Raw genomic sequence first — 22,016 nt, 5'->3', positions numbered from 1 at the left:
CCGATGGACCGAGCCGGGGAGCGAGAGATGATCGTGGTGAGCAAGCGGATTCCCGTGCAGCCCGAAAAGGTGTTCACCGTCCTCGCCGACGGCTGGACCTACGCGGGCTGGGTCGTGGGCGCCTCGCACATCCGGCAGGTGGACAGCGACTGGCCCCGGGTCGGTTCGCGGATCCACCACAGCGTCGGGCCGTGGCCGTTCAACGTGCAGGACGTGAGCTGCGTGCTCGCGGTCGAGGAGAACAAGCTCCTCGAACTGGAGGCTCGCATGTGGCCGATGGGCTCCGCGAAGATCACGCTGACCCTGACGCCCGACACCGAGGGCGGCACCGAGGTGCAGATGGCGGAGAGGTTGGCGCGGGGCCCGCTCAGCCTGCTGCCCGAGCGTGTGCAAGCAGCCATGCTGGCCCCACGGAACACCGAAAGCCTGAAGCGCTTGGCGGACATCGCGGTGCACCGCGACCTTTGAACCAAACCCAAGGCAGCTGGGTGGTCATCCCGTCGCCTGACACCGGCGCCATCACCTTGAGCCAGGGCCGCAACCCGGGCTCTCTCCGGCGGCCGAACATGCCAACCTTGCGGCCCTGGCTCAAGGTGATATGCACAAACCGGAAGGCGACGGGATGACCACCCAGCCACCTCGCCAAGGTGAGGTGAAGTGCTTTTCTGTCATCCCGGAGCCTGCCCGTCCGGCGAGGACTCTTTTGATCTTTTTCCGCCCTGCGGGCGGTGCGCCTTGCGGCGCCGAACGGTCACCTTTCGACCACCCCCGCCCCCGATGCCTGATTGTGTTTCAGTCGCCGAGCAGGGTTGTCAAGGCGGGAAAGCGTGCCTTGACAACCCTGGTCGGCGACTAAAGATCGGCTGTGGATCGGGGGCGGGGGAGGTCTGGTTGGGGTAGTCGGTGGCGTTGCGTTGCCGGGCGGCGGTTCGCTACGAGTAGATGGCTCGTTGTGCTGTTTGTATTGCGGCTGCGTATAGGCCGCCGGTGAATCCGTTGCGCGCTAGTGCTGCCCTTGCGGCGTTGGCTCCTGGTGCTCCGTGCACAGCCCCGCCGGGGTGGGCCGAGGCGCCGGCCAGGTAGAGCCGATCAACTGGGGTGTCGGCCCTCGACAAGCCGGGGACTGGGCGGAACACGAACTGCTGGTGGATCGCCGCGGTGCCGGCGTTGATCGCGCCCTGTACGAGGCTCGGGTTGAGTGCCTCCAGCTCCGCCGGGCCCTGCGGGCACCGCGCCTTGATCAGGCTGCGGAAGCCGGGTGCGCGTCGCTCGATGAGTTCTTCCATCCGGTCGGCGTAGCGCTCCAGCCGGTCCCTGTCCCAACGCTCGCCGCGGGGCACGTGCGTGTACGCCCACACCGCCTCGGTGCCCGCCGGGGAGCGGGACGGGTCCGTCGTCGTCATCTGGCCCAGCAACAGGAACGGCCGCTCGGGCACGCGGCTGCACGCCAGGTCCGCGCCGTACGCGGTCAGCCCATCGAGGTCCGCGTCCAGGTGTACCACGCCCGACCGGCGCGCCGCTTCGGCCGTCCACGGGATCTTCCCGCTCAACGCCCAGTCGACCTTGATCGTCGCGTTGTCCCAGTGGAAACGGTCCAGGTCGGACACCAACCGGGCGGGCAGGTGCTCCTCCCCGACCAGCTCCCGGTACAGCGCCGGGGCCGGCACGTCCGCCAGCACCGCCCGCTTGGCCCGCACCAGTTCACCGTGCTCGTCCCGCACACCCATCGCCCGGTTGCCCGCGATCAGCACGTCCCGGACCCGGCGGTTGCACTCGACCCGGCCACCGCGGTCGGCGAGACGGCGCACCAGTGTCGTGATGATCCGGTCCGCGCCGCCCTCCGGCACCGGGAACCCCACGTCCTGCCCGACCATCCCCAGCAGCCACCCGAACACACCGCTGCCCGCGTTGTCCGGACCAAGATCCGTGTGCAGGGCGTTGCCGGCGAACAGCAACCGCGCGCCCTCGCCGTCGAAGAGCTCCTCACCCAGCCGCCGCACCGGCAGCGTCACCATCCGCACCAGCCGCAGGGTTTCCGCGACCCCGATCCGGCGCACCAGCCTCGACGCCGAGCGCACCGGCGGGAACGGGCGCAGCACCGATTCCAGCAGGTCGTCGCGCACCCTCTCCCACTGCGCGAACGCGTCACGCCAGGCGTCGCCGTCCTTGGCGGCGAAGGTCGAGACCGAGGCAGCCGTCTCGTCGAGGTCCCTGGACAACGCCACGCACCGGTCGTCGTGCAGGACGTGGGCCAGCACCAGCGGCGCGTGCCTCCACACCAGGCCGTAGGAGTCCAGCCCCAGCTCCCGCAACACCGGCGACGCGTAGCCGAGCGGGTAGAACGCGCTGCACAGGTCGCTGCGGAACCCGGGCGCGGTGACCTCTGCACTGCGCACCGCGCCACCGGGCTCCGGCGCGGCCTCGAGCACGAGCACGCTCCACCCGGCGTCGGCGAGCACGTTCGCCGCCACGAGGCCGTTCTGGCCCGCCCCAACGACGACCGCGTCGACAGTTTCGGTCACGACGCTCCCTTCTAGGCTTGCGTCTGACGGCTGGGCCGCCCCAGCCTGACCCCAGCCAACCGCTCCAGCCACGATTCCGCACCCCGCGGCGCGAGCGGCCCGCTGCCGGTGCCACTGCCGTCACGCATCCCGGCGACCAGTTCGGCCAGCGCCTCCTTCGCGTCGTGCCGCGGTTCCCAGCCGAGGTGGGCGCGGGCGCGGGTGGTGTCGACCAGCGGCGCCTTGTCGGCGAGAGTGAGCCAGCCGGGGTGCATCGGCTGCAACCCGAGCCGCCACGTCGGCAGGGCCAGGGTGGTGACCAGCCGCCGCGGCACCGGGACGCGGAACCCGCCGAACAGCTCGGCGAGGTCGTTCACGCCGAGGATCGGTTCGGCGGCCAGGTTGAAGGCGCCCTCCGCGCGCTGGTCGAGCATGCGGCAGATCGCGTCGGCGACGTCGTCGGCGTGCACGACCTGGGCACGCAGACCGCCCCACAGCGGCACCGGCAGCAGGCGGTTGCCGATCAACGCGGTCGGCAGGAGCGGGCTCAGCGTCCACCGCACGAGCTGCGCGCCGGAGTCGTACTGGGCGACGGCGCACGGCCGGAACACCGCGACCCGCACGTCCGGGTGCTGCCGGGCGAACAGCTCGACGAGGCGTTCCAGGCGCGCCTTGTCACGGCTGTAGGCGCTGCCCGGCACGCCGGCGCGCGGCCAGTCCTCATCCACGCGGGTCCAGCGCGGGGCCGGGGTGTAGGCGGCGACCGAGGACGCGCAGACCAGCTGCGGCACCCCGGCCTCGGCGACGGCGGCCAGGACCTCCTGCGAGCCCTCGATGTTGGTCCGGTTGCGTGGCGGCTCGTCGGCACCGGGGTGGATGGCCCAGGCGAGGTGGACGACGGCGTCCGCCCCGGCGAAGACCTTCGGCAGGACGTCCGGGGCGGAGTCGGAGTCGAGGTCGCAGTCGACCCACTCGGCGCTGTCGTACGGTGGACGGGCGTCCGGGATCCGGCGCGCCAGCCCGACGACCTCCCAGTCCGGCCTGCGCGCGGCCGCACGCAGGAACGCGGTGCCGATGCTGCCGGACGCCCCGGTGACCACGACCTTCATGCCGGACGTGTTCCACGAGGGCGGGTTCGCTAACCGCCGGGCGCGGAACTTCTCAGTCCGCAGGCAAGGCGGGCGCGTCCGGCGTCGCCACCGCCGCCAGCCGCGCGCGGACCGCCGTGCGGGCGTAGTCGTAGCGGGACGGGTCGTCGTGCAGCAGGGCGTCCTCGGCGGCGGCCCTGGTGAGCGCGTCCAGCTCGAAGGCCAGCTGCGCCGGGTCCACGTCCGGGTCGATCTCGCCCAGCTCCTGCGCCTCGGCGATCGTCGTGCGGTACAGCGACTGCCAGTCCCGCCGTCCGGCGGCTATCGCGTCACGCACGCGGCCGGGACGGGCGTCGAACTCGGCCGCGGTCGCGACGAAGAAACACCCGCCCGCGAACACCGGCTGCCGCACGTACGCCAGCCACGACTCGGCCAGCGCCCACACCCGCCGCAGCCCAGCCGGGGCCTTCCGCGCGGGCTTCACGACCTTGCCGACGAACACCTCGACGGCCGCGCGCACGGTCGCCAGCTGCAGCTCCTCCTTCGAGCCGAACTGCGCGAACACCCCGCTCTTGCTCACGTCCAGCTCGGTGGCCAGCCGCCGCACGGACAGGCTCTCCAGCCCCTCCACGGACGCGATGTCCATCGCCCGGTCCAGGATCGCCCGCCGCGAGCGCAACCCGCGCTGCACCCGCTTGTCCACATGCACGTCAGCCACCCGCCCAGTCTATCTCGGACAGCCGTCCACCGCCTGCTCGATTCCCTTCGGAGAATTGCGGGCGCGAACCGCGCGAACTTACCGTACGAGTGTCCACCAACTTGGAGGAGCAGACATGCGAGCGGTACTGCAGCGGGCGTGGGGCGACCCGCTCGAAGTGGCCGAGGTGCCCACACCCCGGCCCGCCCCCGGCGACGTCCTGGTCCGGGTCTTCGCGGCGGGCGTCAACCCCGTCGACCACTACACCGCCATCGGCCAGGCCTACAACATGGTCCTGTCGCTGCCCCACACCCACGGCTGGGACGTGGCGGGAGTGGTCGAGCAGGTCGGCTACGGCGTGACGCGGTTCGCGCCCGGCGACCGCGTCTACGGCATGCCGTGGTTCCCGCGCGCGGCGGGCGCGTTCGCCGACTACCTCACCGCCCCGGCCCGCCACCTCGCGCCGATGCCGGAGGGGCTCGGTTTCCCCGAAGCGGCTGCTCTGCCGCTCGCCGGGCTGACGGCGTGGCAGATCCTCACCGACGTCGCCGGCGTGACGGCCGGGCAGCGCGTGCTGGTCTCGGGCGCGGCGGGCGGCGTCGGGCACCTCGCCGTGCAGATCGCGAAGGCCCGCGGCGCGCACGTCATCGGCACGGCGAGCCCGCCGAAGCACGAGTTCGTGCGCGCGCTGGGGGCGGACGAGGTGGTCGACCACCGCACCGGGCCGCCCGCGCGGGACGTCGACGTCGTCGTCCAGATGTTCGGCGGCGAGCACGGCCTGGCCGCGCTGCGCGCCCTCCGGCCGGGCGGGCTGCTGGTCAGCGGCCAGTCCGCGTGGACGCCGGGCCTGCACGAGCGCGCCGCCGAACTCGGCGTGCGCGCCGTGGGCTACCTCGTCGACCCGGACGCCGCCGGGCTCGCCGCACTCACCGACCTGGTCCACAAGGGACAGTTGTCGCCACACGTCAGCGAGACGTTCCCGCTGACCGAGGCCCAGCGCGCCCTGAACCTGCTCGCCGAGGGCCGCACCACCGGCAAAGTCGTCCTGACCGTCACCGACTGAGGAGGAACCGTGGAACAAACCGTCCGCGCCTACGCCGAAGCCAAGAGCCGCGCCGACACCGGCGCCGCACTGGCCCAATGCCACCCCGACGTGGTCATCGAAACCGTCCCCTTCCGGGCCGTCGCGCACGGCACCGCGGAGGCCGGGCGCCAGTTCACCGGGTTCTTCCGCGCGTTCCCGGACTACCGCGTGCATGCCGACTACCTGCGCACCGCCGGGGACCTCGTGGTCGGGGCTGGCACGATCAGCGCCACGATGCGCGGCGCGCTGGCCGGGATCGACCCGACCGGGAAGTCGTTCGAGCTGCCGTTCGCCTGCCACTGGCAGGTGCGCGACGGCCTGATCGCCCACGAGCGGTTCTTCTTCGACTTCCACTGGATGTGTGAGCAGCTGGGCCTGTCGACCGACGAGGCGGGCAAGCGGTTCACCCAGTGGCGGGAGGCGGCATGAGCACGTACGTCCTCGTGGCCGGCGCGTGGCACGGCGGCTGGTGCTGGGACCGCGTGGCGACCCCGCTGCGCGAGCGGGGTCACCGGGTGATCGCCCCGGACCTGCCGATGGACGCCGGAGCCGGCCTGCACACGCACGCCGCCGAAGTGGCCGCGCTGCTGGCGGACCTGGACGACGTCGTGCTCGTCGGGCACAGCTACGCCGGTTTCGTCGTCCGGGAGGCCGCCGACCGGGTGCCGGAACGGGTCGCACGGCTGGTGCTCGTCGATGCGTGGTTCGGCCGGAACGGCGAGTCGCTGGACAGCCGTGCGCCGGGATGGTTCACCGAGTGGGTGGACTCGACGACGGTCGACGGGCTGATCGGCGTGCCACCCGCGGCGGCCGTCGGCGTCACCGACCCCGCCGACGTCAAGTGGCTGGAGGCGAACATGGTCCCGCACCCGCGCCGGTCGTTCGCCGAGCCGACGACCCTGACCGGCGCGGTCGAGTCCATCCCCTGCCACGCCGTGGTGTGCCTGGACAACGAGCGGATGCCGCTGGCCCGGCTGGCGCGGGACGCCGGATGGCCGGTCACCGAGTTGCGCACCGGCCACGAGTGCATGGTCACCGCACCGGACGAGCTCACCGGGGCCCTCCTGGGTCTGTCCACTCAGGACTGACCGGCGGAACCCGGTTCGGCCATCCGGCGGTGCATCGCCGCCTTCACGGTTTCGGGCACCGCCCGCGCCGCCGCGGCCTGAACCTTGTTGCGCGCCGAACCGGCGACCACCTTGTCCTTCCCGGCCATCATCGCGGCGAACCCCTGCTCGGCGACCTCCGCGGGGTCGTCCTTGGGGCCCTGGGCGATCTTGGTGTCGGTCATCCCGGCGCGCTCGAAGAACTCGGTGTCCGTCGGGCCCGGCAGCAGGGCCGTGACCGTCACGCCGCTGTCCTTCAGCTCCTCGCGCAGCGCCTCGGCGAACGACGCGAGGAACGCCTTGCTCGCGCCGTAGACGGCCTGGAAGGGGCCGGGGGTCATGGCCGCGACCGAGGACGTGAACAACACCCGACCCGCCGCCTGCTCCACCATTCCCGGCAGCAGGCGGCGGGTCAGGTGCACGGCCGAGGTGACGTTCAGGTGGACCACGTTCAGCTCGTCGCGCAATGAGCCGTCCACGAACGCGCCGCCGACCCCGACCCCGGCGTTGACGGCCAGCGCGGCCAGCGGCCGGTCCACCGACGCGACCGCGGCGACCAGGTTCTCGACCCCGTCGTAACTCGCGAGATCGCCCCGCACGGCCAGTACCTGCGCGCCGAGCGCCAGCAACTCGCGCTGCGCGTCGTCCAGTTCCGCGTTCTCCGCGGCGATCACGAGGTCGTAGCCGTGCGAGGCGAACTGCTTCGCCAGCTCGCGCCCGATCCCGGTGGAGGCGCCGGTGACGACCGCGAGCGGTCTTGTTCCTGTGTTCGTCATGGCGGGCGGTTACCCCGATCCGGGCCGCCCACTCGGGCTACGCGTTGCCGCGCGCCGCGCTGATGTCGCCGAGCGCCGACGACGGGTCGCGCTCGATCGTGCTGCCGCATCCGCGGGCTCCTCCGGGCGCGCGGGGAGCCGCCGAAACCGGCTACCGTGGGAGGCAGAGCTTCACCGGATTGGGAGGACGTCCCCGTGACCGAGGCCTGGCACCGCCCGTTGCGGCACATCAAGGGCAGCGAGCTGACCGGCGACACCGCGCAGACCAGCGGCATGCGGCGGCTGGAGGCGGTGTCGGGCAAGACGGCCGGCTCGGAGAAGGTCTGGATGGGCGAGACGCACGTCGGCCCGCGCACCAATTCGGGTGACCACCACCACGGCGAAGCCGAAACGGCGATCTACGTCAAGTCCGGGCACCCGGTGTTCGTGTTCGCCGACGGCGACGAGGAGATCCGGCTGGAGACCGAGCCGGGAGACTACATCTTCGTGCCGCCCTGGGTCCCGCATCGCGAGGAGAACCCCGGCGACGAGGACGCGGTCGTGATCATCGCGCGCAGCAGCCAGGAAGGTGTCGTGGTCAACCTGCCAAGCCTGTGGGCCCAGGTGGACCGGCCGGATTCCTGAGCGCGGCCCCGATCCCACTTCTCCGGGCTCTGTTGGTCGCCGTCACGGGGGCACGTATGATCCTGGCCAGCGTCAAGCAGCCGGCGCCCAACGCCGTCCGAACGGCGGACGGCACCACGAGGCGAAGGGCTTGACGATGAACGACCTCCAGCGGATACGTCCGCATTCATCCCCGCCGTGCTGGAACGTGCTGGGGGGCAGGCTCCGGTTCTGATCCGCCGCGGATCCCGGATCACCCACCACATCACGGCACCCGTGCACCGCCCGCGTTCCGCGCGGCGGTCCGGCGGCGTGCCCGGCAGCGCACTCGCGGAGAGAACCCACACATGACCAGATCCGAGCGGCCGGCGCCACTGGCCAGACTCGACGACGTCACCCTCGCGCTGGAGAACCTGCGCCTCGGCATCGACGAAGAGGAGCCACTCGACGCGGTGCTGCGGCGGCTCGCCGAAACCGCCGTGAACGCGATCGCGGACGCCGACGCCGTCAGCGTCACGCTGCTCGACGACGCCGGGCCGCGCACCGCGGCCACCACCGACAACGAACTGACCGGGATCGACCAGGCCCAGTACGTGGCGGGCGACGGCCCGTGCCTGCTGGCCGTCCGCACGCGCGAACCGGTCCGCGCGGTGTCCAAACCGGACAATGGGACGTGGCCCGAGTTCGCCGCCGCCGCACAGGACCGCGGCGTCCTGGCGTTCCTCGCCGTGCCGCTGTTGCTCGGCGCGGGCAGCCGCGACGGCGACGAGCTCGTCGGCTCGCTGAACCTGTACAGCCGGGTCGACGGCGCGTTCGACCCGTTCGACCAGAAGCTGATGCGGTTGTTCACCGGCGCCGCCTCCGCGGCGATCAGCAACGCGCGCCGCTGGTACCACGCGCGGCAGCAGATCCGGCACCTGGAGAGCGCGCTCACCTCGCGCGCCGAGATCGACCAGGCGAAGGGGGTGCTGATGGCGGTGCACGGCATCAGCGCGGGCGAGGCGTTCGACCGGCTGGTGGACCAGTCGCAACGACAGAACATCAAACTCCGCCAGGTCGCCATCGACCTGCTGGAGTCCGTGCGCGCACGCTGACGCCCGGGCCGGTTCAGGCGCGGCGCATCGCGACCCGGGGCCAGCGGTCGAGTCCCCGCGCCGCCTCCGCCGCGCGGATCCGGCGCAGCCCGGGCGACAGCTCGTCCGCGGTCAGGCGGACGAAGCCGCACCGCTCGTAGTACGGCGCGTTCCACGGCACGTCGGCGAACGTGGTCAGCGTCAGCGCCGGGAAGCCCGCCCGCGCGGCTTCCTCGATCAGCGCTCGCCCGATGCCGCGCCGCGCGCGCGAGGCGTGCACGGACACCTGCTCGATGTGCAGCGCACCGTCCACCGGCGCCGCGACCAGGTACGCGACCGGTTCCGGGTCGTCGGCCACCCACGCGAAGGGGTAGCTCGCGAGCTCCGCGGGCGTGGGCAGCACGTCGTCGGCGATCTCGGACATCCCGATGTCCCGGAAGCACTCGCCCGCCGACCGTTCGACCTCCGGCAGCCGGTCGAAATCGGCCGCGGTCGCAGTCCTGATGCGCATGCCGCACAGTGTGACCGGGTACCGCCACATCGATGGCACGAATTTTGTCACCCTGGTACTGGCTGCGGCGGGCCGCGCGCTTCCCCGGGCGGGAGCGTGAGGCCGTGCTGCAGGCGGTCAAGATGGCGCTCGCCGCGGTGCTCGCCTGGCTCGTCGCGCGCGTGGTCGTCCCGTCGCCGCAGTCGTTCATGGCGCCGTACGCTGCCGTGTTCCTGATGACTGCGACGGTCTACCGCTCGCTTACCAACGCGGCGCAGCAGACCGCGGCGCTGCTGCTCGGGCTGGCCCTCGCCTACGCCGCGGCCCACCTGATCCCGCAACCGGCGCTGGCGCTCGCGGCGGCGGTGTTCGTCGGGATGTTGCTCGGCCAGTGGCACCGGTTCGGCGGCAGCGGCATCTGGGTCGGGGTGACCGCGCTGCTGATGATCTCCTACGGCACCGCGGGCAACCTGCTCTACCTGGCCGAACGCACGGCCGAGAGCCTGCTCGGCGCGGCGATCGGGGTGGTGGTGAACACGGTGGTCCTGCCGCCGGTGCACCTGCGCCACACGCGCGACGCCGTGACCGCGCTCGCCGCCGAGGTGCGCGACCTGCTGCAGTCGATCGCCGGCGACCTGCGCGAGGACTGGGACGCCGACACCGCCACCCGCTGGCTGCGGCACGCCCGCCGCCTCGATTCCACGGTGGTGCGGGCCGACGAGGCGGTCAGCTGGGGGCGCGAGAGCGTGCGGTTCAACATCCGCTGGCTGGTGCACCGCCGCCGCGGCCGCCTGCCGCTGCCGTCGGCCTTCGAGTCGCCGCTGAGCGTGCTCAAGGAGGTCTCCGAGCAGGTCAAGCGCATCACCGAGGCGCTGGTGACCGCCGCCCAGCAGGACGAGGCCGACCCGGAGTTCACGGCGGAGTACGCGCGGCTGCTCGACCAGCTCGCCGGCGCGGTCGCCTGCCTGGACCAGAACGACGACCGGCTCGCCGACCTGCCCGGCTACCTGGACGAGCTGGCCGCCCACCACCGCGAACTGGACGACAGGCTGCGGTTCGACCACGTCACGACGGTGATGCGGCAGGCCGAGGACGCGGCGCTGCTCGCGGTGGCCCGCTCGGTGCGGGTGCTGGAGACCGCCGCGCCGAGCTGACCCGTTTGAGCCCGCCGCGGGCGGCAAGCCCACAGGCGGGAAAGGAGGGACGACGATGAACCGCACCACGACCCGGGAGAGCCTGGAGGCCTCGCTGCAGGACCTGGATTTCCCGGCGGAGAAGCCGCAGATCCTGGAGTGCGCGGAGCGCAACGGCGCCGACGACGACACGGTCGCCGCGCTGCGCGCGATCCCGCCGGTGGGCTACGGGAGCTGGACCGAGCTGATCTCGGCCGTCCGCGTCGAGTCCGACGACGACCGGAGCTGACCTCGGGGTGGCGCGGCTACGCGCCGCGCCACCGCACCTGCTCCTGCTCGGCGAGTGCCTGGCGTACCGCCGCGGACACGGCTCACCGCCCCGACTCACCGCCCGCCGATCGCCCTGGCTCGCCGCCCGGCGAACCCTCGATCCAACACCCCACGAACGCCCCGGCTCGCCGCTCCGCGGACCCCCGGCTCACCGGCCGGCCAGCAGCTCCTCCAGCTCCCCCAGCACGTCTTCGACCGGGACCGTCGCCACGAAGGAGTCGTCGTGCTCGCAACGGGGCAGGTCCTCGCGCGTGCAGTCGACGCCGCACACCGGGCAGTTCGCCGTCCACGAGATCAGCAACCTGTGCCGCGACCGGCTGAGCGGCCCCGCGTTCACCACGTTGCCCATCCAGTACACGCTGACCGTCGGCGCGCCGACCGCCGCCGCCAGGTGCCGCGGGCCGCTGTCGTTGCCTGCGAACGCCGAGCACCGGTCCAGCACACCCACCAGCGCGGACATGCTGAGCGACGTCAGCCCGCGCACCGGCGGGCCGGCCAGGCCGGCCACCCGCTCGACCAGTTCACGTTCGTCCGGCGCCCCGATCACCACCACACCGCGCCCGCCTGCCGCGAGCTTGGCCGCGATCTCGGCGAACCGCTCCGCGGGCCACCGGCGGCGCGGGTCACCGGCGCCGGGGTGCACCACGACCAGCGGCTCCGGCAGTCCCTCCAGCACCTCGTCCGCCGCCGCGCGATCGGCGTCGGTCACCGCGATGGACGGTTCCAGCTCCACCGGCCGCGCCCCGGCCAGCCCGGCGACCTCCAGCGCGCGCAACACCTCGTGCTGGTAGTACCGGAACGGCAGCCACCGGTCGGCCTCCGCCGCGTCCGGCGTCCGCGCGCCGACCAGGTACCGCGGTTCCAGCCTGCGCAGAAAAGGGTTGGAGTTGCGCCCGCCGCCGTGCAACTGCACGGCCAGGTCCACCGGCTTCAGCGCGTCGAACCAGGCCTGCTGCTCCGCCGCGTCGAACGGCTTCCCGGCGGGCTCGTGCACGTTCTCGTACGGCGGCAGCGGCCGCACCTCGGTCACCGGCGACGGGCGCCCGGCGAACAGCTCACGGTGCAGTTCCGTGCCCAGCAGCACGATCTCGGCGTCCGGGTAGGCCGCCCGGAGCGCGGCCATCGCCGGCACCGCGAACAGCAGATCCCCCAGACCGCCACCGCGCAGCACGGCGATCCTGCGCACGTCCGGCCACTTCGCTTCGATCGGGCCGACCGCGGGCCCTGCGTCGGAATTCACCACGCGCTCAAGGTGCCCGTTTCCGCAGGCAGCAAACGGAAATGTTTCGTACCGCAAGATCCGGCTACTGGTGGAGCAGGAGAAGGAGTGGAGGTGGACATGGCAGGCGAGACCAAGGACGTGGCCGCCATCACGCCGGACCTCGTCCGGCTGCTGTCGGAGACCGCGCCCACGGTCGTGGTGCTCGGCGACGCGATCCTCGACGTGTGGCTGTCCGGCCACTGCGAGCGCATCTGCCGCGAGGCCCCGGCGCCGGTCGTCGACGTGGGCGCGCGCGCCCTGTCGCCCGGCGGGGCGGCGAACACCGCGGCGAACCTCGCCGCGCTGGGCGCGCGGGCCCGGTTCGTCAGCGTCGTCGGCGACGACGAACCCGGCCGGGAACTGGCCGCGCTGCTGGACTCCCACGGCGTCGACACCGAGAACCTGCTCACCGCGCCGTCGCGGCGCAGCATCAGCAAGCAGCGCGTGGTCGCCGACGACCAGGTGCTGCTGCGGTTCGACGAGGGCGACCGCGACGACCTGCCCGCGGTGCAGACGAACCGCCTCACCAAGGCGCTGGAGAACGCGCTGGCCGGCGCGGATGCGCTGATGGTGTGCGACTACGGCAACGGCCTGCTCGGCAAGCCGCTGCGGGACGCGGTGGCGCGGCTGCGGGCGGACATCCCGCTGCTGGTCGTCGACGCGCACGACTTCGAGCACTGGCTGCAGGCCCGGCCCGACCTCGTCACCCCGAACGCCGCGGAGGCCGCGAACCTGCTCGGCGCCGACCTGCCGGAGCCCGGCGAAGAACGCGCGCGCCTGTTCGAGGACGAGCGGCGGACGCTACTCGACAAGACCGGCGCCGCGGCCGCGGTCGTGACCATGGACCGGCACGGCGCGATGCTGCTCACGGGCGAGGGCCGCGGCTACCGCACGTGGGCCGATCCCGCACCGGAGAGCCAGGCCAGCGGCGCGGGCGACACGTTCGCGGCGGCGCTCGTGCTGGCGCGGGCCGCGGGCCTGCCGACCACGAGCTGCATGGAGCTGGCGCAGACGGCGGCGAACGTCGTGGTGCACCAGGACGGCACTGCGATCTGCAGCCAGGCTCAGCTGTCCCTGGCGCTGAGCCGGGAACGCGAGGCCGCGGTGCCGGCCGGGGAACTCGCCCGCGCCGTCGCCGCGCACCGCGAGGCCGGGCGCCGGGTGGTGTTCACCAACGGCTGCTTCGACGTGCTGCACCGCGGGCACATCACCTACCTCAACGAGGCCAAGCGGCTGGGCGACGTGCTGATCGTCGCGGTCAACTCCGACGAGAGCGTGCGCCGGCTCAAGGGGCCGGACCGTCCGGTGAACACCGCACAGGACCGCGCCGCCGTGCTGTCCGCGCTCAGCTGCGTGGACCACGTGGCCGTGTTCGAAGAGGACACTCCGATCGAGCTGCTCAAGCTGCTGGAGCCGCAGCTCTACGTCAAGGGCGGCGACTACACCGAGAACATGCTGCCGGAGGCACCGACGGTGCGGTCCTACGGCGGCGAGGTCCGCGTGCTCGGGTACGTCGCCGACCACTCGACGACCTCGGTGATCGAGAAGATCCGCACCTCCGCGCCGGTCGGGGAGGGCGCGTGAGGGTCGACGTCCTCATCCCCACGCGCAACCGGCCCGCCGAGCTCGCCGTCACGCTGTCCGGCCTGGCCGCGCAGGACTTCCCGGACTTCGCCGTGCACGTGGCCGACCAGTCCGACGGGAACGCCTCCTACGACTCCCCGGCGGCTGAGGCGATGGTGCGGGTGCTGCGGCACCAGGGCCACCCGGTCGACCTGAGCCGGAACCTGCCCCGGCGCGGTCTGGCGCAGCAGCGCAACCACCTGCTGGACCAGTCCAAAGCGGACTACGTGCTGTTCCTCGACGACGACGTGTGGCTCGAACCCGGCGCGATCAGCCGCCTGCACTCGGCGATCACCGAGCTGGGCTGCGGGATGGTCGGCAACGCCGTCACCGGACTGTCCTACTTGGACGACCGGCGGCCGCACGAGCTGGAGCCGTACGAGGAGTGGGACGGCAGGCCGGAGCCGGAGCAGATCACGCCCGGCACCCGCGAGTGGCGGCGCTGGACCCTGCACAACGCGGCCAACCCGACGCACCTGTCGGAGCGGGTCCGGCACCGTCCGAAGTGGACCGCCTACAAGGTCGCCTGGGTCGGCGGTTGCGTGATGTTCGACCGCGAGGCCCTGGTCAACGTGGGCGGGTTCGAGTTCTGGCAGGAACTGCCGCCGGAGCACTGCGGCGAGGACGTGCTGGCGCAGATGAAGGTCGCCGCCAAGTACGGCGCGGCGGGCATCCTGCCCACCGGAGCCGTGCACCTGGAATCACCGACCACGGTGGTGAACCGGAACACCGAAGCCTACGACGTCGTTTCCCCGTGAGGATCATGACCGAGCCCGTTTCCCAGCAGCGCCTCCGGCTCCGGGACGAGTTCCTGGACCGGGCGGCGGAGGAGTTGTTCAAATACGACGAGCGGTTGCGCGGACTCGACCTGGAGGTCCGCTTCGACCGCGGCATCGCGCACCTGACCGGCGAGGTCGGCGAGCGCGCGCACCTGGACACCGCGCGTGAGCTGCTCGGGCGTCTGGACGGGGTGTTCGGCGTGTGGGACCGCGTGCGGGTCGGCGGGCAGGACCCGCTGATCCTCGACCTCGGCTGCGGCGGCCAGAAGCAGTACCCGGGCAACCTCGGCGTGGACCTGATGGCCACCGGCGAGGTGGACGTGGTCGCCGATCTGTCCGGTCCGCTGCCGTTCGCGGACTCGTGCGCGGACCGGGTGTTCCTGGTGCACATCCTGGAGCACTTGATCGATTTCCTGCCGCTGGTGGACGAGGTGCACCGGGTGCTGCGCCCGGACGGCATCGCGTACGTGTTGTCACCGTGGTGGCGTTATGTGAACGCGGTGGCCGACCCGACGCACGTGCGGTTGCTGGATGTGCAGACGATCAAGGGCATCTGCCGCAGGCCGGGCTCGTCGCGCACCTGGTTCCCGCTGCACGCGGGCTGCGACGGGGCCAGCATCTTCGCCGAGTTGCGGCCGGTCAAGGACGGTTCCGCGGAGGCGCCGGGCGCGGCGCACCTCGCCCGGTTCTTCGACTAGTGACCTGACTCGCACCTGCGCGGTCCCGGCAACGGGGGTGAAACACGGGATGCATACCGTGAATCGCATGACGACCCACCGGATTCCGGCCGGCGCCATCAACCTGTGGCCGGAGCAGCCCGAGAGCACGACCCGGACCGGCGGCACCGAGAACCGCGGCCTGGTGTGGTCGGCGCTCTGGCAGCACGACGAGACCGAGCCGCCCGCCGCCGACGCGCAGTCCTAAGCCGCGAGGCCGAGCCGCGTCAGGTACACGGACAGCTCCGGTGGCGTGTGGAACGCGCTGCGGATCGCCAGTGACGCGTCGCAGCCGAAGGCGATCTCCGCCCTGTTGATGGCATGGCCTTCGGCGCGGAGGCCGTCCTGGTAGGCGTCGAGGACCAGTTCGCGCAACGCGGGCAGGGCGGCGACCGGCAGCGCCCCCTCGTCGGCCGGCCCGACGAGGAGCTGGCCCAGGTCGGAGCCGACCGGGAGCGGGCACTGCCAGCCGACGTCGATCACCACGAACGTGTCCGGTTCGTCGCATGGCACCAGGAGGTTCTGCGGGCAGGCGTCGTGGTGCCCGGTGGTCTGCGGCAGCGCGTCGAGGCGGTCGAGCAGGTCCGGCACCCGTCGCGCGAGCGCGCGCTGGTCGTCGCTGGTGAGCCGGGTGAAGGCGTCCAGGTGGAGCCTGCCTTCGGCGAGGATCCGGAGCGCAGGCCCGGGCGCGCGGCCGAGCCGCCGCCCGGCCCAGCGGCCGAGCAGGTACGCGGCGCGCTCGAACCGCGGCGGGTCCCAGGGGAGGTCCGCGCACCGGACGTCCTCCAGCCACATCGCCACGCGGTCGTCACCCAGCTCGTCGATGCGGAAGACGGCGGGTGTGCGCAGGCCGGGCGGCAGCTCGAAGCCGGACCGGAGGAAGTCCGCTTCGCCACGCCAGGGGAACTCGCGCGCGAACCGTTCCCGGAGGCCGGCGGGGATGGTCGCGAACACCGCGGAATGCCATGGGGCCTGGAGGATCTTGACGAACGCCGGCCGTGGCCCGGTGACGCGGTAGACCGCGGCCGTGGATGGCGCGGTGGGCGTGAACCGCACCGGCACGATGCGGGTCGGCTGGCGCCGCCGCGTTCTTCTTGACAGCGCCGCCTCAGCGGTAGGGATCGGTGATCTCACAGAGCTTCTCCAACGTCTCCCGCAGCTGCGTCATCCGGCGCTTGCCCACGTGCTGCTCCCACTCGGCCTCGATGCGGGCGATCTCGGCCTCCGCGACGGGCGCCGCTTCCCGGGCCTTGTCCGTGGCGTGGATCAGGCGCGCGCGGCCGTCCCGCGGGTCCGGCGCCCGCTGCACGTAGCCGGCCTTCTCCAGCTGGTCGACCAGGAACCCGGCGGTCTGCTTCGTCACCTGCGCCGCCTCGGCCAGCTCGGTCAGCCTGCTGCCGCCGGGGTTGATCCGTTGCAGCAACCGCGCCTGCGCGAGCGTCACCTCGAACCCGGCGGCGCGGATCGCGTCCATCACCCGGTTCTCCAGGTGCCGGTACGGGATGTAGAGCAGCAGTCCGGTGTTCACGCCCGCTCCTTGACGATAGTCAGAGGACTTGCCTAAACTAGTCAGAACATCTTACCACTTTCGGGAGGTTCCCATGGAACAGAACGACAAGTGGCTGGCGATCGACGCGGAACGCACGCGGATCGCCGACCTCTACGAGACCCTCACCGACGTCGAGCGGACGTACCCGTCGCTGTGCGACGGCTGGACGGTCCACGACGTCGCGACGCACGTCGCGCTGGCGCCGCACGTCGGGTTCGGGACTGTCCTCAAGGCGGCGCTGCGGGCGCGCGGGAACTTCAACCGCATGGTCTACGACCTGACCAAGCGGGAGTCGGCCCGGCGCTCACCGCCGGAGGTGGTGGAACTGCTGCGCACGGCGGTCGGCGTGCGCCGTCTCGCGCCGCGGCAGAGTCTCGACAACGCGTTGATGGACGTGCACGTCCACGCGCAGGACATCGCGATGCCGCTCGGCAGGCAGCTGCCGATGCCTGCCGAGGCGGCGGTCGCGTCCGCGGACCACCTGTGGGAGATCGGTTTCCCGTTCCACGCCCGCAAACGCCTGGCCGGTCACCGTCTGATCGCGACGGACGCCGACTGGCGCGCAGGCGAGGGCACGGAGGTCCGCGGCCCGATCCAGGCCCTGGTCATGCTGCTGGCCGGCCGCACCGCGACCACCCCGCAGCTGACCGGGATCTAGGCCGCGCGGTTCTCGCGGGCGCGCTCGACGCCGGTGAGACCCCAGCCCAGCGCGATCATGCCGACGCCGAGGCCCAGGTGGAGCCAGTTGTCGGCGTTGTTCAGCGGCACGAAGTTGGCGCCGCTGTCCTGGTCGATGACCAGTCCGTAGACCCACAGCAGCAGGTAGACGAAGCCACCCAGCACGAGGAACCCGCGGGCGCCGCCCGGGGTGCGGGCCAGCGCGAGCCCCACGATGCCGAACAGCAGGTGCACGATGTTGTGCAGGATGGACACCGCGAAGACCCCGAGCAGCATCGCGCCGGAGTGGTGGCCGGCGAAGGTGAGGTCGCCGTAGTTCGAGGTGATCCCCGGGATGAACCCGAGGATCCCGACGAGCAGGAACACGGCGGCGACGGTGGTGGCCGCGGTCTGCACGGGCCTGCGGACCCTGGTCGCGGTTGCGGAACGCCCGGTCATGACTACTCCTTTGGGACGAATTGCCCCCCGGATAGCCCCACCGAACGTGGCGAAACCCGTTCAGGGACGGCGGCCGACGAGATTCATGGCGACGAGGCTCAGCACGACCTGGTCGTCCTGGTTGAGCAGCTCGCCACGGGTGTGGACGAGGCCGCGGTCCGGCTTGGAGCGGGACGCCCGCGCGGACACGACTGTGGCACGCAGCCGCAGCGAGTCACCCGGCCGGACCGGCGCGGGCCAGCGCAGTTCGTCCACGCCCGGTGACGCGAGGCTGGCGTTGCGGGAGAGGTAGTGGTCGGCGAACAGGCGCATCATGAGGCCGGTCGTGTGCCAGCCGCTGGCGATGAGCCCGCCGAACGGGCCGGTGGTCGCCCACTCCGGCTGGGTGTGGATCGGCTGCGGGTCGAACTGGGCGGCGAAATCCAGGATCTCCTTCTCGGTGACCGAGAGGTGCCCGTACTCGTAGACCGCGCCGGGCTCGTAGTCATCGAAGAAGCGCTGGTCGATCGGCGCGGCGAAGTCCGCCTCGCTGAGGGTCATCGTCATGGCGCCAGCATCGCACGCCTGCCCCGCCCGACCAGCGACGCAGAACGCGCCCGCCCCCGCGCCGCCGCGGCGGTCAGCGTGCCGAACTGCTCAGGTTGTGCGCCGCGGCCAGGGCGTCCGCCGTTTCCGAGGCCATGCGTCGCACGTCGAAATCCTGCTCGGCCTTTTCGCGGGCAGCGTGGGCGAGTTTGCGGCGCAGCGCGACGTCCGTGCTCACCCGGTCCAGCGCCGCGGCCAGTGCCGGCCCGTCGCCGGGCGGGACGATCATCGCCGCGCCGGCCAGTTCGTCCACCACCTCCCCGACCGCGGTCGTCACGCACGGCACCCCGTGCGCCATCGCCTCCAGCACCGCCAGCGACAACGTGTCCCGCCGGGACGGCAGGCAGAACACGTCCAGCCCGCGCAGGAAAGCGCTCACGTCCCGCAGCCGCCCGAGGAACCGCACCGGCAGACCGCGCGCCCGCTCCGCCAGGTCCCGCCCGTCCCCGGCGACCAGCACCCGCACCGCGCGCCCCCGCCGCCGCAGCGTGGCCACGGCGGTCAGCAGGTCCAGGCCGGTCGCCCCGCCGATCGCGCCGATCACGACCGGCGTCCGGTCCGACGGCTCGACCGGCTCGGCCGGGATGTCCACACCAGGCCGGATACGGGTCACCCGCTCCGCCGGCGTGCCCAGGTCCCGCAGCCTCGCCTCGACGATCCGCGACGGCGCCAGCGCCCCGGCCAGCCGCCGGTAGCAGTCCCACACCGCGCTCGACTGCGGCGCACCGCCGACCCGGTGCAGCGTCGCCACGGTCGGCGCCACCGACTCCGCGGCCTGCACGGCGGCCAGGTTCGACCCGGCGTCGGCCAGGTTGACGTGCACGACGTCCGGCGAAAGCGCTCGCAGCGCGTTCTCGACCTGCGGGGCCCACACGCTCCGCACCGCCGTCGCCACGATCTGCTTCGGCACGCGTTCCGGGAACGCACCGGCGAGCGGCTCGCCCACGACGAGGCTCGGCGCGACCCACGACGGCAGGCACCGCAGCAGCCGCCGGACGTAGACCTCCGCGCCGCCGAACGCCTCGTTGTCCACCACCAGCGCCACGTTCAGGCGTTCCATCGCCACCTCACGTAGTCGGCATACCGGACACAGCTACCCGTTCCGCGATCACCCAACACCTAACCGGTCGGTCAGACCCCTGACCGATCGGTTAGCATCGTCCGCATGGAACACGTGACGTGCTGCGTTGTTGGCGGGGGCCCGGCCGGGGTGATGCTCAGCGTCCTGCTGGCCAGGGCCGGAGTCAAGGTGGCCGTGCTGGAGAAGCACCGGGATTTCCTGCGCGACTTCCGCGGGGACACCGTTCATCCGTCCACTCTGCGCCTTCTGGACGAGCTGGGCCTGGGCCGGAAGTTCGCCGAGCTGCCGGGCCCCGAGCTGACCGAGATGCGGATGCGGGTGGCCGGGGAAACCGTGGTGGCGGCCAACTTCGGCCGCCTGCCCGGACGGCACAAGCACATCAGGATGGTCCCGCAGTGGGACTTCCTCGACCTGCTGGCCGCGGCCGAGCCGCTGGACCTGCGGATGGGCACCGAGGTGACCGGTCTGCGCAGGACGGACGGCCGCGTGACCGGGGTGACCTACCGGGACTCCGACGGCGATGGTGAGCTGTCCGCGGACCTGGTGGTCGCCTGCGACGGGCGGGATTCGGTGGTGCGGCAGGCCGCCGGGTTGCGTCCCGACGAGTTCCCGCTGCCGATGGACGTGTGGCAGGTGCGGATTCCCGCGCCCCCGCACGACGAACGCGACGGCCGGGTGTTCGGTGTGTTCGGCAACGGGCAGGTCGCGGTGACGATGGACCGCGGCGACTACCACCAGACCTCGTACCTCATCCCGAAGGGCGAGGACGCCCGGCTGCGCGCCCGCGGCCTCGACTGGTTCCGCGGGCGGCTCGCGGAACTGTTCGGCTGGGACGGTGCGGTGCTGGACGAGATCCGGTCGTGGGACGACGTCAAGCTGCTGGAAACCTCGATGGGCCGGCTGCCGCAGTGGCACGTGGACGGTCTGCTGTGCCTCGGCGACGCCGCGCACACCATGTCACCGGTCGGCGGGGTGGGCGTGAACCTGGCGGTGCAGGACGCCGTGGCGGCCGCCCGGATCCTCGCCGGCCCGCTGTCCGCGGGCCGGGTGTCCACACAGGATCTGGCGAAGGTCCAAAAGCGACGTGAGTGGCCGACGCGAGTGGCGCAGCGGGCCCAGCTCGGCGAGCACGAGATGCTGCTGAAGCCGGCACTTGAGGGCACCCTGACCCGCGTGCCGCCCCCGTTGCGCGCGGTGCAGCGGTTCCCGCTCCTCGCGGTGGTCGCGGCCTACCTCGGCGGGATCGGCGTCCGGCCGGAACACGCGCCGGCCTTCGCGCGGCGTTAGGTGATCGCCGCCAGCACGAACCGCTCCACCTCGTCGGCGGCCGCGTCCAGGTCCAGTTCCGGGTGCGCGAGCCAGTGCGACACCACACCGTCGATCGCGCCGCCGATGGCCAGGGCGACCGTCGTCGTGTCGAACTCGCGTAGCTCCCCGGCGCGCTGGCCGTCCTCCAGCAGCTCGGCCAGGCCCTGCCAGCGGCCGCCGGCGTCGTGCGAGCCGGGCGCCTTGAGCTTCGTCCCGTTCGCGTCGTCGAGCAGCACCTCGGTGATGAGCCGGACGTGCCGCCGGTGCGCCGACTGGTAGCTGATCATGGCTCGCACGTAGGCAGTGATCGCGGACCGGGCGTCGGGCTGGCGGTCGACGCGGGCCCGCACGTAGTCGCCGAATTGCTCGAACACCTGCTCCAGCGCCGCCTGGGCGAGATTCTCCTTCGACGAGAAGTGGTACAGCACCGCGGCCTTCGAGATCCCGGCCGCCTCGGCGATGGCGGACAGCGACGTGCCGCGGTAGCCCTTGGTCGAGATCAGGTCGATGGTGCACTCGATGATCTGCTCCCGGCGGGCACGCTCGGTGAAGGTCGTCGGCCGGGACATGCCCCGATCCTAGAGGTTGCCGTCCGAGCGGCCGGGTATCCGCCCGGAATGCTGTCTTCGATCCTGCGGGGCGCCGCCGCCGGGGCGGCCGGGGCCACCGCGCTGAACGCCGTGACTTACGCCGACATGGCCGTCCGCGGGCGGCCGGCGAGCTCGACCCCGGAGCAGACGGTCGAGCAGGTCACGCACCTCGTCGGCGTCCACATCCCCGGCGACGAGCAGCGGAAAAAGGCGCGGGAGAGCGGCATCGGCGGGCTGCTCGGGCTGCTCACCGGAACCGCGGTCGGCGCCGCCTACGGGGCGGCGCACGGCGCGGGCTGGCGACCGGGCACGCTCACCGGTGGCCTCGCGGCGACCGGCGCCGCACTGGTCGCCGCCAACGGGCCGATGACCGTTCTGCGCATCACCGACCCGCGCCGCTGGAGCTTCGCCGACTGGGCCGGCGACGTGGTCCCGCACCTCGCCTACGGCTTCGTCACCGCCGCAACCTTCGCCGCCACCGTGCGGAAACGCCGCCGCTGACCACCCGCCAGGGGGAGGTGTATGCG

At 72.5% G+C, this 22,016-nt stretch carries 27 protein-coding genes; 15 read left to right on the top strand and 12 right to left on the bottom strand.

Features of this window, described 5'->3' with window-relative positions; all coding sequences use genetic code 11:
* The first annotated feature begins 27 nt into the window (after window positions 1-27).
* Window positions 28-468: an SRPBCC family protein gene (locus AMYTH_RS0136215; RefSeq protein WP_027934320.1), complete on the top strand. Its 441-nt coding sequence runs from the start codon at window positions 28-30 to the stop codon at window positions 466-468.
* Window positions 469-932: 464 nt separating this feature from the next.
* Here the strand turns inward: AMYTH_RS0136215 and AMYTH_RS0136210 are convergent, their stop codons facing one another.
* Genes AMYTH_RS0136210 through AMYTH_RS0136200 form a run of 3 tightly spaced genes read right to left on the bottom strand, consistent with a single transcriptional unit; the run spans window position 933 to window position 4,307 of the window.
* Window positions 933-2,522, bottom strand: coding sequence for a phytoene desaturase family protein (locus AMYTH_RS0136210; protein ID WP_027934319.1), 1,590 nt, complete (start codon window positions 2,520-2,522; stop codon window positions 933-935).
* A gap of 11 nt (window positions 2,523-2,533) precedes the next feature.
* Window positions 2,534-3,610 carry an NAD-dependent epimerase/dehydratase family protein gene (locus AMYTH_RS0136205; protein ID WP_027934318.1) on the bottom strand — a complete coding sequence of 359 codons (1,077 nt, stop codon included), beginning with the start codon at window positions 3,608-3,610 and terminating at the stop codon, window positions 2,534-2,536.
* A 52-nt stretch (window positions 3,611-3,662) separates the two neighbouring features.
* Window positions 3,663-4,307 (bottom strand): TetR/AcrR family transcriptional regulator, encoded by a 645-nt coding sequence (locus AMYTH_RS0136200; protein WP_027934317.1) that lies wholly within the window; start codon window positions 4,305-4,307, stop codon window positions 3,663-3,665.
* A gap of 115 nt (window positions 4,308-4,422) precedes the next feature.
* Between AMYTH_RS0136200 and AMYTH_RS0136195 the strand changes: the two genes are divergently transcribed.
* Genes AMYTH_RS0136195 through AMYTH_RS0136185 form a run of 3 tightly spaced genes read left to right on the top strand, consistent with a single transcriptional unit; the run spans window position 4,423 to window position 6,458 of the window.
* A complete protein-coding gene (locus AMYTH_RS0136195; RefSeq protein WP_027934316.1) occupies window positions 4,423-5,349 on the top strand; it encodes an NADP-dependent oxidoreductase in 927 nt (308 codons plus the stop codon).
* A 9-nt stretch (window positions 5,350-5,358) separates the two neighbouring features.
* Window positions 5,359-5,799, top strand: a complete 441-nt coding sequence (locus AMYTH_RS0136190) for an ester cyclase (RefSeq protein WP_027934315.1) — start codon at window positions 5,359-5,361, stop codon at window positions 5,797-5,799.
* Window positions 5,796-6,458 carry an alpha/beta hydrolase gene (locus AMYTH_RS0136185; RefSeq protein ID WP_037322950.1) on the top strand — a complete coding sequence of 221 codons (663 nt, stop codon included), beginning with the start codon at window positions 5,796-5,798 and terminating at the stop codon, window positions 6,456-6,458. The genes AMYTH_RS0136190 and AMYTH_RS0136185 overlap by 4 nt, the downstream gene beginning before the upstream one ends.
* Here AMYTH_RS0136185 and AMYTH_RS0136180 read toward each other — a convergent pair.
* Window positions 6,449-7,252, bottom strand: coding sequence for an SDR family NAD(P)-dependent oxidoreductase (locus AMYTH_RS0136180; RefSeq protein ID WP_027934313.1), 804 nt, complete (start codon window positions 7,250-7,252; stop codon window positions 6,449-6,451). The two genes, AMYTH_RS0136185 and AMYTH_RS0136180, sit on opposite strands and share 10 nt — an antisense overlap.
* 195 nt (window positions 7,253-7,447) lie before the next feature.
* On the opposite strand from AMYTH_RS0136180, the gene AMYTH_RS0136175 reads away from it, so the two are divergent.
* A complete protein-coding gene (locus AMYTH_RS0136175) occupies window positions 7,448-7,876 on the top strand; it encodes a cupin domain-containing protein (RefSeq protein ID WP_027934312.1) in 429 nt (142 codons plus the stop codon).
* Window positions 7,877-8,202: 326 nt separating this feature from the next.
* A complete protein-coding gene (locus tag AMYTH_RS0136170) occupies window positions 8,203-8,949 on the top strand; it encodes an ANTAR domain-containing response regulator (protein ID WP_027934311.1) in 747 nt (248 codons plus the stop codon).
* Between the two features lie 13 nt (window positions 8,950-8,962).
* Here the strand turns inward: AMYTH_RS0136170 and AMYTH_RS0136165 are convergent, their stop codons facing one another.
* Window positions 8,963-9,469, bottom strand: a complete 507-nt coding sequence (locus AMYTH_RS0136165; protein WP_410468340.1) for a GNAT family N-acetyltransferase — start codon at window positions 9,467-9,469, stop codon at window positions 8,963-8,965.
* Between the two features lie 2 nt (window positions 9,470-9,471).
* On the opposite strand from AMYTH_RS0136165, the gene AMYTH_RS0136160 reads away from it, so the two are divergent.
* Window positions 9,472-10,572: an FUSC family protein gene (locus tag AMYTH_RS0136160; protein ID WP_037322948.1), complete on the top strand. Its 1,101-nt coding sequence runs from the start codon at window positions 9,472-9,474 to the stop codon at window positions 10,570-10,572.
* A gap of 55 nt (window positions 10,573-10,627) precedes the next feature.
* A complete protein-coding gene (locus AMYTH_RS46350; protein WP_051362917.1) occupies window positions 10,628-10,840 on the top strand; it encodes a DUF2795 domain-containing protein in 213 nt (70 codons plus the stop codon).
* Window positions 10,841-11,029: 189 nt separating this feature from the next.
* Here the strand turns inward: AMYTH_RS46350 and AMYTH_RS0136150 are convergent, their stop codons facing one another.
* A complete protein-coding gene (locus AMYTH_RS0136150; protein ID WP_027934308.1) occupies window positions 11,030-12,124 on the bottom strand; it encodes a glycosyltransferase family 9 protein in 1,095 nt (364 codons plus the stop codon).
* A 96-nt stretch (window positions 12,125-12,220) separates the two neighbouring features.
* On the opposite strand from AMYTH_RS0136150, the gene rfaE2 reads away from it, so the two are divergent.
* The 4 genes from rfaE2 (at window position 12,221) to AMYTH_RS49715 (ending at window position 15,468) form a co-directional block, all read left to right on the top strand.
* Window positions 12,221-13,726: a D-glycero-beta-D-manno-heptose 1-phosphate adenylyltransferase gene (gene rfaE2, locus AMYTH_RS0136145; RefSeq protein ID WP_228685108.1), complete on the top strand. Its 1,506-nt coding sequence runs from the start codon at window positions 12,221-12,223 to the stop codon at window positions 13,724-13,726.
* The gene (locus AMYTH_RS46345) at window positions 13,723-14,523 is read left to right on the top strand and encodes a glycosyltransferase family 2 protein (protein WP_037322947.1); all 801 of its coding nucleotides are present in this window, start codon (window positions 13,723-13,725) and stop codon (window positions 14,521-14,523) included. The genes rfaE2 and AMYTH_RS46345 overlap by 4 nt, the downstream gene beginning before the upstream one ends.
* Before the next feature lie 5 nt (window positions 14,524-14,528).
* On the top strand, window positions 14,529-15,242 hold the full coding sequence (locus AMYTH_RS0136135) for a methyltransferase domain-containing protein (RefSeq protein WP_027934306.1): 714 nt from the start codon (window positions 14,529-14,531) through the stop codon (window positions 15,240-15,242).
* Between the two features lie 67 nt (window positions 15,243-15,309).
* A complete protein-coding gene (locus AMYTH_RS49715) occupies window positions 15,310-15,468 on the top strand; it encodes a hypothetical protein (protein WP_017984551.1) in 159 nt (52 codons plus the stop codon).
* Here the strand turns inward: AMYTH_RS49715 and AMYTH_RS0136125 are convergent.
* Both AMYTH_RS0136125 and AMYTH_RS0136120 read right to left on the bottom strand, forming a co-directional pair.
* A complete protein-coding gene (locus AMYTH_RS0136125) occupies window positions 15,465-16,316 on the bottom strand; it encodes a hypothetical protein (RefSeq protein ID WP_228685106.1) in 852 nt (283 codons plus the stop codon). The genes AMYTH_RS49715 and AMYTH_RS0136125 overlap by 4 nt on opposite strands.
* 52 nt (window positions 16,317-16,368) lie before the next feature.
* Entirely contained in the window at window positions 16,369-16,788 is a 420-nt protein-coding gene (locus AMYTH_RS0136120) for a MarR family winged helix-turn-helix transcriptional regulator (protein WP_027934304.1), read from the bottom strand.
* A gap of 73 nt (window positions 16,789-16,861) precedes the next feature.
* On the opposite strand from AMYTH_RS0136120, the gene AMYTH_RS0136115 reads away from it, so the two are divergent.
* On the top strand, window positions 16,862-17,467 hold the full coding sequence (locus AMYTH_RS0136115; protein ID WP_027934303.1) for a maleylpyruvate isomerase family mycothiol-dependent enzyme: 606 nt from the start codon (window positions 16,862-16,864) through the stop codon (window positions 17,465-17,467).
* Here the strand turns inward: AMYTH_RS0136115 and AMYTH_RS0136110 are convergent.
* The 3 genes from AMYTH_RS0136110 to AMYTH_RS0136100 form a co-directional block, all read right to left on the bottom strand.
* Window positions 17,464-17,925 carry a DUF4383 domain-containing protein gene (locus AMYTH_RS0136110; protein ID WP_027934302.1) on the bottom strand — a complete coding sequence of 154 codons (462 nt, stop codon included), beginning with the start codon at window positions 17,923-17,925 and terminating at the stop codon, window positions 17,464-17,466. The two genes, AMYTH_RS0136115 and AMYTH_RS0136110, sit on opposite strands and share 4 nt — an antisense overlap.
* A gap of 60 nt (window positions 17,926-17,985) precedes the next feature.
* Window positions 17,986-18,471: a MaoC family dehydratase gene (locus AMYTH_RS0136105; RefSeq protein WP_027934301.1), complete on the bottom strand. Its 486-nt coding sequence runs from the start codon at window positions 18,469-18,471 to the stop codon at window positions 17,986-17,988.
* A 73-nt stretch (window positions 18,472-18,544) separates the two neighbouring features.
* Window positions 18,545-19,570, bottom strand: a complete 1,026-nt coding sequence (locus tag AMYTH_RS0136100) for a glycosyltransferase family 4 protein (RefSeq protein ID WP_037322946.1) — start codon at window positions 19,568-19,570, stop codon at window positions 18,545-18,547.
* Window positions 19,571-19,675: 105 nt separating this feature from the next.
* Here AMYTH_RS0136100 and AMYTH_RS0136095 point away from each other — a divergent pair, with 105 nt between their 5' ends.
* On the top strand, window positions 19,676-20,878 hold the full coding sequence (locus AMYTH_RS0136095) for an FAD-dependent oxidoreductase (protein WP_027934299.1): 1,203 nt from the start codon (window positions 19,676-19,678) through the stop codon (window positions 20,876-20,878).
* Here AMYTH_RS0136095 and AMYTH_RS0136090 read toward each other — a convergent pair.
* The gene (locus tag AMYTH_RS0136090) at window positions 20,875-21,468 is read right to left on the bottom strand and encodes a TetR/AcrR family transcriptional regulator (protein ID WP_027934298.1); all 594 of its coding nucleotides are present in this window, start codon (window positions 21,466-21,468) and stop codon (window positions 20,875-20,877) included. The genes AMYTH_RS0136095 and AMYTH_RS0136090 overlap by 4 nt on opposite strands.
* Window positions 21,469-21,516: 48 nt before the next feature.
* Between AMYTH_RS0136090 and AMYTH_RS0136085 the strand changes: the two genes are divergently transcribed.
* On the top strand, window positions 21,517-21,990 hold the full coding sequence (locus tag AMYTH_RS0136085; protein ID WP_027934297.1) for a hypothetical protein: 474 nt from the start codon (window positions 21,517-21,519) through the stop codon (window positions 21,988-21,990).
* Window positions 21,991-22,016: the final 26 nt, after the last annotated feature.

The organism is Amycolatopsis thermoflava N1165 (assembly GCF_000473265.1).
GTDB lineage: Bacteria > Actinomycetota > Actinomycetes > Mycobacteriales > Pseudonocardiaceae > Amycolatopsis_E > Amycolatopsis_E thermoflava.
The sequence above is the reverse complement of the archived record's forward strand: the minus strand, read 5'-3'. Positions and strand labels throughout refer to the sequence as shown.